The 13,339-nt window shown below is 43.2% G+C and carries 9 protein-coding genes; 1 reads left to right on the plus strand and 8 read right to left on the minus strand.

From position 1 onward, the window contains the following. Nucleotides 1-9: 9 nt before the first annotated feature. The 8 genes from PR709_RS05375 to cmoM form a co-directional block, all read right to left on the minus strand. On the minus strand, nucleotides 10-657 hold the full coding sequence (locus PR709_RS05375; RefSeq protein ID WP_004918165.1) for an MBL fold metallo-hydrolase: 648 nt from the start codon (nucleotides 655-657) through the stop codon (nucleotides 10-12). 116 nt (nucleotides 658-773) lie between these two features. After that, entirely contained in the window at nucleotides 774-1,322 is a 549-nt protein-coding gene (locus PR709_RS05380; protein WP_272570796.1) for a YcbK family protein, read from the minus strand. A gap of 383 nt (nucleotides 1,323-1,705) precedes the next feature. Then, complete coding sequence (gene ldtD, locus PR709_RS05385; RefSeq protein WP_076914383.1) at nucleotides 1,706-3,433, minus strand: L,D-transpeptidase; 1,728 nt, start codon at nucleotides 3,431-3,433, stop codon at nucleotides 1,706-1,708. Nucleotides 3,434-3,827: 394 nt separating this feature from the next. Then, nucleotides 3,828-4,541 (minus strand): acid phosphatase AphA, encoded by a 714-nt coding sequence (aphA, locus tag PR709_RS05390; protein ID WP_004918158.1) that lies wholly within the window; start codon nucleotides 4,539-4,541, stop codon nucleotides 3,828-3,830. A gap of 260 nt (nucleotides 4,542-4,801) precedes the next feature. Continuing rightward, nucleotides 4,802-9,247, minus strand: a complete 4,446-nt coding sequence (mukB, locus tag PR709_RS05395; protein WP_004918156.1) for a chromosome partition protein MukB — start codon at nucleotides 9,245-9,247, stop codon at nucleotides 4,802-4,804. Then, nucleotides 9,244-9,972, minus strand: a complete 729-nt coding sequence (gene mukE / locus PR709_RS05400) for a chromosome partition protein MukE (protein ID WP_004918154.1) — start codon at nucleotides 9,970-9,972, stop codon at nucleotides 9,244-9,246. Before mukE ends, mukB begins: the two co-directional genes overlap by 4 nt. Then, complete coding sequence (mukF, locus tag PR709_RS05405) at nucleotides 9,953-11,278, minus strand: chromosome partition protein MukF (protein WP_014657933.1); 1,326 nt, start codon at nucleotides 11,276-11,278, stop codon at nucleotides 9,953-9,955. Before mukF ends, mukE begins: the two co-directional genes overlap by 20 nt. Further along, complete coding sequence (gene cmoM / locus PR709_RS05410) at nucleotides 11,275-12,063, minus strand: tRNA uridine 5-oxyacetic acid(34) methyltransferase CmoM (RefSeq protein ID WP_004918152.1); 789 nt, start codon at nucleotides 12,061-12,063, stop codon at nucleotides 11,275-11,277. The genes mukF and cmoM overlap by 4 nt, the downstream gene beginning before the upstream one ends. Before the next feature lie 404 nt (nucleotides 12,064-12,467). On the opposite strand from cmoM, the gene elyC reads away from it, so the two are divergent. Beyond that, entirely contained in the window at nucleotides 12,468-13,295 is an 828-nt protein-coding gene (elyC, locus tag PR709_RS05415) for an envelope biogenesis factor ElyC (RefSeq protein ID WP_004918150.1), read from the plus strand. Nucleotides 13,296-13,339 lie beyond the last annotated feature (44 nt).

The following is a 13,339-nucleotide window of genomic DNA, read 5'->3' on the forward strand; positions in this document are numbered from 1 at the left end:
AAGTCGTCATCACCAAACAGGAAGATCATCCTGCAAAAATGGATTGGTTTTGCGCTCATGACCAAGATCTGACATTGGCCCGTGGCCTGGGATAAACTGATAGTCATCCCCTAAAGGCAGAACCTTGTTTTTGATTGAAGCAATCAACGCCTGATGGTCTCCACGAGGGAAATCACTGCGCCCTACCCCCCCTTTAAACAGCACATCCCCCATTGAGATAAGTTTATCTGCATGGTTAACAAAAATAATGTGACCAGGGGTATGACCGGGGCAATGCAATACATCAAAGGCCATCGTTCCACAATGAACAGTCTGCCCCTCTTCTAACCAATAGTCAGGGGTGAAGCTAGGACCACCTTCAATATTAAACATCGCATGTTGCTCTGCTAGCGCTTCAATCCAAAAAGCATCTTCTTTTTGTGGGCCATAAATAGGGGCTGAGAAGTGCTTAGAAATGATAGCCGTTGCACCGATATGATCAGCATGCCCATGCGTGAGCAGAATTTTAGTGAGTTTTAAACCACGCTCTTCGATAGCGGCAATGAGTTTTTCAGCTTCACCACCGGGATCGACTATCACTGCTTCCATCGTATTTTCATCCCAAATCACCTGACAATTTTGCTGAAAAGGGGTGACTGGGATAATCATATAGTTCATTAAGCAATCGCTCCGTAATCTGTTTTATTTATACCCTAAATACTTCAAGAAACAGCGCAAGGCAAAGTAATCCCTGCGAGTGCGGTGACTTGAAGTACGCTGAGCATAGGTACAGATTACCATGTTCTTGCCGGACCTGTATCAATATGGATGAAATTACTTTTTGGATAATAACCAACGCCGCCAGCTCTCATTTTCAGTGCCGCTTTACGGATATGGCTCAATTGTATCCCTTCGATATGGAAGTCCATTGCTTGTCCACGAGTATGGTAACTCTTTTTCGCCACCCCCGAGCTGCTACTGCGCAAGGCATTATTTGTTTCAAGTGAACGGTAACCTGAAATCAATTGAATAGGCTTATTCGACCCTAACATAACCTGTAACATATAAATTTGGTCGAATAACTTAGGATCAATGGTTTTGACTTTATCGCAACGGTAATCACGGAATAAGTGATTTAATCGAGCTAACTCAGATTTGTTATAATGGCGTCCATCAAAAAACTCTGTTTTTAAAAATTCCCCAGTATTGAGGTTTTGAAAACGCAAAATTTTTGGTTTAGGCGTCGTCATAGCAGCAAAAACATGGCTAGGCAATAAACTCAGCCCAAAAGCGGCTGCACCAGCACCTAACCACTTGCGGCGATTTTGGTCGATAATATCCATAGATGGTAACTCAAATTTCAATGGGTTAAACATACCCAGCCGTTCGAGCTACAACTTAGCGGCTAACTTCTTTCGAATCACTTCATTGCGCGCCTAGCTGCATCTCGAATGAGAGAGTATAGGAACAAAATTTATACTATTGTTCAGTCTAACAAATGATATTTAACTTTAATGTATAAAAATGTAAAGAAATAAGTAAATAAGCGCAAATTTGGCATATTTACGCCAAAAGAGTGAACTTGGTCACTCATAATAAACAGAATATCTTCTTGTTATTGAGTAATCATTGAAAATATAGGTTTTGATACTTAAGTGTAACCCACTATCAACTAATTATTAGTGATAATAGAAATATCAGGGAGGAAACCTCCCTGATATCACATTTAATGTAAGATGTTTTTTATTGCGGGTAAATATTTTTCAGCATTATTGATACTATTATCATATTGGTAAATATCAGCGCGGTACTGAGGCTGTTGCTCTTTGTCTACCCACGCCGTTTGATAATAAAGATAAACGGGGATCCTATCCGGAATATTCACATAACGCGTACTTCCTGCTTTTACTGCACCATCAATACGCTTTTGCTCCCACCCTGCATCACCTAACAAGATACTGGCTAATTCGCTAGCTTTATTTACCCGTACGCACCCTGAACTGATAGCACGTGCACTCCGATTAAATAAGCTGTGGTTCGGTGTATCATGCAGGTAGATTGCATCCGAACTTGGCATATTAAATTTATAGCGGCCTAATGAGTTGGTTGGCCCCGGTGCTTGGCGGATCCGATAAGGGAAATTCGCTGGAGTGATCACATCCCAATTGATGGAGTAGGGATCAATCTCAAAGGAGTCTTCCCCCCATCCGGAATAGACCGTGTAACCTTTGCGGCTAAAATAGCTAGGATCCTGCTTCCCTCTTGGTGCAATGTCTTTACGAGCCATGCTGGTAGGCACGCTCCAAGGTGGATTGATCACCACATTATTTAATGCACTGCTCATTATTGGCGTTTTACGATCAGGCCGGCCAACAATCACTTTCGAATCTAAAATCACTTCATCATTTAGGAAGAAATTTAATGAAAATGCAGGAATATTCACCAAGATCCCAGTGCCATTATTTTCAGGAATAATACGTAAGCGTTGAATATTCAACGCCATTAGCCCTGCTTTTTGCTGAGGTTTCATATTCAGCCAAACTTTGGTGCCTTTCCCCACCATACCGTCAGCTTCCAAGCCGTAGCGCTGTTGAAATTTTTTGACAGCTTCAACTAGCTCATCACTGTACAAACGCGCTTGTGCGGTCGCTTTGGCGATTTCTGCATCTGGCGCTGCGGCATCTAACTCTGTATTAATCGCCGTTTCATCAAGTAGCCCTTGGCGATACAAGATCTCACGTAAAGCGATAACATCATCACTCGATTGACCCGGTTTTAGGGTTTTGGTATCCACTAAAGCCAACCCATCGTCATCCATTTTTAGTTGCCTCAACATTTCTTCGCGCATAGGCTGATACAGGGAATGTTGAGGCGCTTGTAATTTGACCCATTCATTAAGGCGGTTTTCGGCGGCGGCATCCAACCATGGCTTCATTTGCTCTGCCGTAGGTGCCGCTATTTTGTAAGGCTGTTTCCGGTATAGCCAAAATTGTCCATTAGCTGAAACACCAGAAAGATATTGTAGATAACCCAACATGGCATCAGACAAAATCACATCACGGCCTAATTCGCTCAACTGAACATGTTCAAGGGCGGCTAACCACTCATTAAATTGAGGTTGTACCCCTGAAAGTGCCAGCTCCGCCAGTTGTTGCTGAAACTGTTCGATAGCCGTTTCATCTTGCCATAACAGTTTCATCTGCCGATCTGCATAAATCTTCGCGAGTTGTGAAGAAAAAACAGGTTTTATATCGGCAGGTAATGCTCCCGTAATTTGCGCTAAACTTTCAGTTGGTGTGATAGTCGCCACAGGGGCTGCCACCACCTCTTGCTGCAATGGCGCTTCTTCTGTCAAAATTAGCCCATTGTCTTGCGCTGAAAATACAGGAAGTTGTATCGACAACAGCCCACAAATTACCGAAAGTTGCAGAGCTTTCACTCTTTTCTTTGCCATAAATCCACCTTAAGTAACCACATGGATAACAATCATTTTTTATTATATTGAATATTAATTGTATTTAATTTCGAAAAGAATGTTATAGGAATTGGCTAATTTTGTCTTTAAATAACGCGAAACGATTTTACGCTTAACCATTAAAACAGAATAAATACAACCAATGAAAAATAGACGTATTTACTGCTAAAATACCTAAAAACAAATCATAAAAATGAAATAATAACTAGGTTGTCAAATTAAATATGACTTAAGTGTGATAATTTCCTCTTTACACCTCTTTTGACTATTTCATGGCGAATGATACATTTACCTCTTATGAGTTAATCTTTGTGAGATACTAAAAAAGGCGCTAGGCGCCTTTATATTATTCATGTTATGTCGATTAACCTAATTAATATTCAGAGTTAATCACAACCTCTTCACCAAATTGCCCTGCTTTAGGTAATGGTTGGTAGGAGGAGTTTGCGGCACGTAAAATACGAATACCACGGATATTTAATTCACGAGCTGCGGCAATATCGGCATCAGCATCACCATAATAAATTTTTAATTTATGGTCACGCATCCAACTGACTTTATTATTTTGTCCCGGTTCATCCCCCGCAAAAATGACTGGGTTCATTTTATCTGCCGGGATACCAAGCCCTTCTTGTACATATTGGCTAACGGTTTCTGTTTTTGTCTTCGTGCGGCCAGTAATAAAGTAAACAGTATCACCACGTTTTAGATGCATTTGGACTAACTCGATGCCGACTTTTTTAGGCATGCTGAATTTATCCCATTCATTATTCATCTTTTCCCAAAATTCCCTATTTTTGAGATAACTAAAATCATTTGGAGAATATTCTAGTTTACCGCGATAAAAACCAGGACTGGAAAAAAGTACGGTATCATCAATATCAAAACCAACAGCCATAGGAGCTTGGCCTTCAAGGCTATTTTTAATTTGCTCAACAGAAACCCAATGAATTGGTTTCTGTTCAGCTAACTCTGCCACAGTTACCCCTGGGCTAACAACGTCTGGCATTAATACTTTTGCCTGTGACGTTGCCGTAAAGCTGAATACTAACGCGATGGCACTTAGGGTCAATGTCGTTTTTTTCATGTTGGATCCTTACTGATTTATTGACGATGCAGGCATCATGAAAGCAAGCCATAATTATACGAAATATAATTTATTTGGAATGCATCACAAGAATTCAGATAATAATGTCTTTTCTCTCATAAAAATGAGATTAATGTCTCATAGTGACTTTCTTATTCCGATCCAATTAACCACTATTCAGTAAATTTAACTTATGCGGATTTTTATTAAAAAAAACGGCATTATTTCTAACGCCGTTTTTAGTGACTTAAATAGGCTAATTACCCTTGAGGCAATTGTGCTTGTGAACTTGGGTTATCTTGACCAAACCCTTTTAATCCAACAACGTGTACGTGCTCTCGATTATCAAACACTTTACGAACCAATTTATAGGTCGTTCCTTTTTCAGGACTGATATTCTCAGGTGCTGCAATAATCAGCTGCATTTCTAACCGTTCACACAGCTCAAACAAGGTGGCGATAGATTTTGCATCCAGTCGAGCGGCCTCATCAAGGAACAGTAAACGGCAAGGAATGATATCTTTTGCACGTAAGCGACGTGACTCCTCTTCCCAGCTTTGCACCACCATAACCAATATCGACATCCCTGTACCAATCGCTTCACCTGTCGATAATGCACCACTTTCCGCCTTCAACCACCCATCAGATCCGCGGTTAACTTCAACTTCAAGTTCAAGGTAATTACGATAATCAAGTAACTCCTCACCGATAGTTTGCGGTAAGCGTTGCCCCATATCGATTTGTGGGTTCAAGCGTTGATAGAGCTTAGCCATCGCCTCAGAGAAGGTTAAACGCTGGCTGGTGAACAGGTCTTGATGCAATTCGCTCTCTTCTGAGAGCACCGTCAATAACAGAGAATGGCTTTCTCGAATATTGACATTCAAGCGTACCCCTTTCACCTGACCAAACGCAACGGCCTGCAAGCCTTGGTTCAACATGCGAATACGGTTCTGTTCACGCTGAATGGTCTTACGAATAATGTTAGCCACACTCTTCGAACTGATCGCCAGTTTTTGCTCACGAGCCGTTAGCTCTTCTGTTAATCGAGCCAACTCAATTTCCATTTGCTCAATTGCATCGATGGGGTCATCAGTACGAATGATATCTTGACGAATACGCTCGCGAAGATGCTGATAAACAGCAATAAAGAATTGGATCTTACGCTCTGGGCGTTTCGGATCTTCAGATAAACGCAGTACATCACGTAAATGTTCATTATCTGCTACCGCTAAACGTAACGCCCCCAAAGCCTTATCCGACATTGAGCGTAAACTATCACCGTCGGTATAAGCCAATTCTCGACGGTGTAAACGCCGCTCAACACCATTGTCTTTCACCAAGCGCATGACAGCACACCAGCCAGCCTTAGCCGATACCACTTGTTCGCGCAATAGATAATAATCTTTCTCTAACTTGCGAATACGTTTTTGCAAGTTTTCCATTTCCGCTTCACATAAGGTCTGCTGTTTTTCTAGCTGGTTAATTCGGCTACGATTCGCCATGACAGATTGATGTAGCTCATCACGACGAATACGTGCACGCTCTTGCGCATCAGGATCTGCTTTAACACCAATATCCTGCATTTCTGCTTCTAGCTCTTTTAACATCTCTTGTTTGGTATCAAACGAGCTGCGAAGCGACGCTAAAACTTGATTGAATTGTGCTGATTGTGATTGCTGCTGACGTAACTGCTCACGAGCGCGGCTTCTTTCATTTTCAGCTTGCTCTAAGCGTTGGCGGAGTTTTTCGTTAAGGTCGGCATTCTCATTCACCATCCCCGTCGAATCACTGTAGCTAAAGTGGGCGCGACGCTGCACCACTTCCACCAAGGCAAAGGCCTGTTGTTTCGCGATTTGCTGACTATGTTTCGCGTTCTCATAGTCTTGACGTAGCTGATCATGTTGCTCAGGGTCGCTCAATAACGCGGTAACGATAGGCTCTAGTTTTGCTAACGCCTGACCATGTTTATTTAAGAAATGGGCAGCTTCTTCTGCTTCTGAAAGCTCATCTCGAATTTCGTCAGCGCGATCCGCTAGCGTTTCATCCATCAATAATCCAACTAAAGGTAATAGTCGGTTTAATGCAGATAGAGACTCTTTACCCATTGCAAACTGTTGGCGCTGTTGCTGAGTTTGCTCTTCAAACTGAGCCAAATTACGCTCTATCTCAGTACGTTTTTGGTTTAAGGTGCGGATTTCGGCTTCGGGGTCGGCTTCAAAAGCTACCGAAATATGTTGACCAATAAAACGACTAAAAGCTTGATGTGCACGTTGAATTTTTTGTACGTCAAACGAGAGCGTTGCGTAGCGCTCAGCTAAGTTATCACGCTCTAGTGTCAATGCTTCTAAGCGTGTTTCACGGGCTGCTCGGCCAAATAAGGGCACTTCCGGATAACGAGAAAAACGCCATTGCCTATCTGACGAGCGTACTAATACCGCATTTTCAAACTCTTCTGCATCGAAAACACTGTCATCGAAGGATTGGGGATCCCCTTCAATAAAGTAAACATCTTCTGGGCAATCTTGCAACGTTTCTAATTGGCTGCGCACCACCGAAAGGTCTTGAACAACAATCCCATTTCGAGCAGGACCATACAGCGCCGAGAAATAAGGGGCATCTTCAATGGTGATATCGTCGTAGATTTCCGATAACAACACCCCACCAAAACGTTCTGCAAGGGCAAGTAAACGGCTATCTTCCGCACCACTAGGTTGACTGAGGCGCTCAATTTGTTTCTCTAATTCGCGACGTTGGCTCGCCACCTCGTCACGCTCAACGGTGATTTCCCTTTCCTGTTCAAGCAGTTGCTGCATGTACTCTGTAACAGCACCACTTGATTCAAATGATTGTTTGGCTTGTTCGTTAAGCTGAGTCAACGCTTCTTGTGCCATTAACCATGCAGGCGCTTTAGCCGTTAATACTTGAATGCGTTGACGAATTTGCTCAAGCTCTTGGCGCATCTGCATACGACGTTCGCCGCTTTCGTTGACACCAACACTTAATTCTTCTTGCTGCGCTTCCAATTCGGCCATTAGGCCATCTAATTCATCTGGCTCATAGCTTTTGTTATGTCGCTTACAAAATTCGTTTAATAAGCGCTCTGCATTTTGCTGACTGTCTAAGCGTTGTTGTAATTCAGCGAGTTGCATGCGTAATGGTTGCACTCGCTCTGCCAAATGTTGCTGTGAAGACCAATCGCGTAATAGCGCCCTTGCTTGCTGGTAAGCCTCGCTACGACTGACTTCACCTACCATACTTTTAACAAGTTGGTACGCTTGCTCAAACTGACTGTGTGCCGCATCCGCAACACTGATTTTTTGCTCTAATGTCAGTAACGCTTCTGTGGCCTGCTGCTCGCGAGCTTCAAAGGTTTCTAACCACTCGTCTGCATTTTCTATTGATAAGTCAGGTAATTGGCACAATTCACGCGCCCGAGTCAGTGCCTGCAATGCTTGCTGATATTGAATAGCTCGGGTTTGCTGGACATCAAGCGCCTGCTGATAATCAGCCAACTGGCTTTTTAATTCATCAACTTCAATTTCAGCCGCTTCAGCACGTGCTTCAAACTCTTCTTGGCGCTCTGTCGCCTCAGCAACCACTTCCGACTGCTCTTCAAGACGGAAAGTCAGCTCTTCAATATCGGCTTGGTAGCGATCGATTTTCTCTTGCTGACGCAATGCCGTCTGAACAAGGTTTAAATGGTCATTTGCAGCCTGATAATCAGCCTCTAAATCAGACGATGCATTATTTTGTTCGTTCAATTCGCGGGCAATTTCAACGCTACGAACTTGCTCTTGCCTCAACTGCTTACGGCTCGCCAATAGTTCACTACGCGCTGCCATTGCTGAATCAAGGTGAATACGTCGTTCATTGGAGTGACGCATATAATCGGCTGACACATAATCTGTAGCTTGGCTGATCAGATGTTTGAATAAATCACGATCCGATTGGGTTACGCGGATGGCTTCTAGTGTCAGGCGGTTTTCACGTAGCGCAGCTTCCATGTCTTGGAAAGCCTTACGTACTCCACTGTTTTCTGGCAATAAATAATCACGTAGCGAGCGAGTGATGGCACTAGAGATCCCGCCATACAATGACGCTTCAATCAGACGATAATATTTGCTACGGTCACTGGCTGAACGTAAACGCTTCGGTAAAACACCGAGTTCAAACAGGACTGAATGGTAATCCGTGATTGAGTTGAATTGCTTAAAGTGGAGGCCTTCTTGCTGTTCTAAACGCTCTTTTAATTCGTTGAGAGCGATAACTTTTGCTTGGCGCCCATCCACTATTTCGGTCAAAACTTCGGTCGGTACTGTCGCGATTGGCACACCTTGGATCATGAAAGGTTTAATATCGACTTTCTTATCACGACCCGCAACCTGTTGCAGCCTCACCCCAACAATGACGCGCTGATGTTTAGAGTTCAGAACATCCAAAACAGCATAACAGACACCTGGGCGTAGCTTACCGTGTAAGCCTTTATCACGTGAACCTGTTGTTGCCCCTGCTTCGGTGGTATTACGGAAGTGCAGCAAGGTGAGATCGGGGATCATTGCGGTAATAAATGCCGCCATCGTTGTTGATTTACCTGCACCATTTCCCCCTGACAGCGTGGTCACCAGCTCATCAAGGTCAAAAGTACGCGCAAAAAAACCGTTCCAGTTAATCAGCGTCAGTGAGCGAAACTTCCCGCGTTCAATCATACTTGTTCATCCTCATCACTCTCAGCCGCATCTTGGTCTTCGTCTGTCTCTTCATCTTCACTATCCTGTAAGGATAACCCTTCTTCGAGGGAGATGGCCTCACCGTCACGGATCATACGTAATTGGGCTTCTTGAACGTTATCACCACTACGAACGTCAGCACCGAAACGGAATACCGATTCAGAAATAATAAATCTGTTCGAGTCGTTTTGAATAAAATGTACCATGCCTAAACGACGTAAGCGGTTCAGGGAGGTTCTCAGCTTTTCTTGTAGCTTTTGCTTATCCAAATCGGAACCGGTTGAGCGTTGATTAACAAATTTCAATAATTTGCTTTCATCCGCCAACGATAGTAGCTCTTCAAATAGCTCTTGGGCGGTAAAAATGCCTTGGTTAGTCAATCGTTCAGGACTTAAGTAGAGATAGCAAAGAATTTTCCCTACCATCATATCCAGCTCAGATAATACCGAGCGTGGGATCAAAGTTGTTGAACGGGGACGTAAATAGAAAAAGCCTTCCGGTGCCCGAATCAGTTCCACATTGTAGCGTGCATAAAATTGCTCTAACACCTCTTGAAAGTCCATCAAGAAGGCATGGTTATCAAGGTCATCAATACTAATATGACGCCCTGAACGCAATTGACTATCTAGCTCTGGGAAAATGGGGTTGGCCAATGCCTGAGCCAGTTTAACTGGCATAAATTGTTCAATATTTGTCGATGACATGTGCCTGCACCTTGGCTCCGTAATCATTAATTGCTAGCCACTCTGACGGCAATCCCGCCAAATCAGCCTCTGCGATACCTAATTTAACAGCCTGATCAATAATAATGCGTGTCACATCAAAGTGACGTTTCTGTGGATACTGCGTTAAGTACTCTTGTACGACTCGGGCAACATCCAGTGGCTGTTTTTCGCGTTTATAGAATGCCAGTTCCGCTTCCATAAGCTCGGCTAACCGATCGTTCACCTCGCTAAACTCTTCAAATTCAAGGTCTGGAGGCAATTCCCCCATCACCTCTTCATCGTTCAAGGCCAACTCTTCGTCACGCATATCAAATAGACGGTCCGCATTCGCGTAAGTCAGCGCCCATGGGCTATCAAGATATTGTTGAACGGATTGGCGTAAACGCTGCGAGAAAATACGGTTTTTATCCATATCAATTGCAGTACGGATAAATTTATGGACATGGCGGTCGTAACCAATCCAGAGATCGATAGATTGTTGACCCCAACTAACAATGCGGTCTAATTTGTTTTGCAAATCGTAAACTAGCCTATCCACCATATCGGAAAAGACTGGCGCATTCATATTCGCTTCTTGAATACGTAATAAATTCGCCTGTAATTTATCTCCGGCGGCTTCTAACGTATCCTGAAGCTCTCGCAATGTACCGGATGTCTCTGATAACAACTGTTCACAGTTTGCGATAGCGGCCTGCCAATCTTGGTTGAGTAATGCAGCAATATCTTCTTTGATACTATTTTGCTGCTCATCCATCACGCGCTGAGATAAATCAATGCTGTCGAATATTTCAGCCACTGAATATTTCAGGGGGGCGAATACAAAACGGTGCCAATAAAATTCATCGCCGCCTTCTTCGGCTGCCTCTGCTGCCCTTTGTAGCTCACCTGCCACAATGGATAGCTGCATAGACAACCTTAATGTAGAAAACTCACGCTGACGAATGTAGTAGTCGCTTATTCCAATACCAAGTGATGTCAAACGGTAAATGGCGTTACCTTCTGTAATATCACTGGTAAAACGGTTAAATATTTTCTGGCGAACCATATCATTGATGGCGTTGTTCGCCCTGACAGATAATGATTCCGTGGTCTGTTCAAAACCTTTACACACTTCACGGAATGCATCAATCAACTCCCCTTCATTCATTTCACCGTTAACGCGTTCGCTGTTTAATACCGCAACCGCCAGCAAGAAAGCTAAGCGCTCTGGAGGCAGTGAAATCGAAAAATCATTTTTTCGTGCCCAGGACACGAGTTCAGGGACGGTCTGGGAAAAATCACTCATAAATCGTCCTTTATTATTGGTTTTCGTGCCATGACATGAATATAACGCCCCATGCTGATGTAGGGTTCCTGACGACAATATTGTTGTTCTAAAGCCAAAAGCGCCGGAAAATCTTTTTGCTGTAACTGCCGACTTTGCAGGTAGTCATGAAAGACTCTGACACCACTTTTGCCAATAATCTCCATTTTGCAATCAGACAACCATTCATCGACTTGTTGTGGTAGTAATGGATTTTGTGGCGATAATGAACGTTTACGTCGACGTTGGATATGCGGTGTAGCAAGATGAAAATTACCTAAAATCGCGTTTCGCATTACTAAACCATTTGCATTATAGAACATGACAGAAAATACGCCTTCTGGCCTAATTATATCTACCAACTGTTCAATTGCATATTTCTGTTCACTAATCCATTCAAGTACCGCATGAAATAGCACTAAATCAACCGTACCTTCAATATGTTGGCGAATATCTTGAACGGCACAATGAATAAAACGCATATTTTCGCTAATCCCTTGTTCTTCGGCAAGTTCATTAGCGCGTTCAAGCATTTCTTCGGATAAATCGCAAAGTATGACCTGATGTCCCATTGCCGCCAGTTTGCGCGAAAAGTGACCTTCGCCACCGCCTGCATCTAAGATACGCAATGTTTGCCCATTAAACTGAGATAAAATCAATTGGGTTAGATCTTGCCAAACAACCGCTTCGCGTATTTTACCTTTTGTCGTGCCATAGATATTTTTTGCAAATTTATCAGCAATATCATCAAAGTTGCGGTCTACCATGTATTATCCGGTACTCTTTAAATTAGCCATTCATGCCTGTTAACACAACGCCACCTTCCCAGCAAATGTTAAAATCAGCCAGTTCTTATTTCGCCGTTAATGAAATAAGATCAAATCCAGAATATGATTCAATATTAATTCGGCTAAAATAACGCTGTACATCTGCTTGATGTTTAAGGCTGCTGAAACCTAAATGATATACGCTCAATAACTCGATGTGCAGGGTTTGAACCGCTAGGAGCATCGATAGCTCTGTGACTCGTGCGAATGAGTGTAGTCAAAAATACAGCAACTTGAAGTATGACGATTATAACAGATAACGGCCTTATTTTGGCATAGTGCGGTCCTGAATTCAGCAATCAGAACAATTAATTGACGATAAACTCCAAAAAATAGGTTCACTTATGCTATTTCTTTTAAAAAAATACTTGGGCGCCTTACTTATGCCGCTCCCTCTACTGCTGCTGATCGGGTTTATCGGCCTTATATTGCTGTGGTTTACACGCTGGCAAAAGAGTGGCAAGGCCTGTGTATCCATGAGCCTTATTGTTATTGCCCTTTTAGGGTTGCAGCCTATTTCCGACAGTCTACTTGCCCCTGTTGAAGGGAATTTCGATAAACGCTATGAACTGATCACAGAAAATCCCCCCGAGGATGTTCACTATATTGTCGTGCTCGGTGGTGGGTTTACCTATAATCCAGATTGGAGCCCGAGTTCTAACTTGCTCAACAATAGCCTGCCTCGCGTCACTGAAGGTGTCCGTTTATACCTAAAATACCCAGGAAGTAAGCTTATTTTTACAGGAAGCAAAGCGAATAGCACTATCAGTAGTGCAGAAGTTGCGGCCATGGTTGCTCAGTCACTTGGTGTACCTGCTAGCGATACGATTGCATTAACAGAGCCAAAGGATACGCAAGAAGAAGCATTTGAAGTGGAAAAAATAATTGGGAAAGAGCCGTTTTTGCTGGTGACCTCGGCGAACCACTTACCAAGAGCCATTTCCATGTTTACAGCACGCGGCATGCAGCCTATTCCTGCCCCTGCAAACCAATTGGCCATCAAAAGTGCACTCAATCCGTGGGAAAAATATTTCCCTTCCGCATTCTATTTTAGCCATAGCGAACGGGCTTGGTATGAATTAATCGGCTCTATTTGGTTTTATTTAAAGCCAGATAACACCGAAGCACTAGAAACCCCCATTTTAACGCCTGAGGCCATAGAAGCAGAATAAATAGAACAATAAAAAAGGTGTGGCTCAGAAATGAGTACACACCT

The organism is Providencia sp. PROV267 (assembly GCF_028477825.1).
Classification (GTDB): Bacteria; Pseudomonadota; Gammaproteobacteria; order Enterobacterales; family Enterobacteriaceae; genus Providencia; species Providencia stuartii.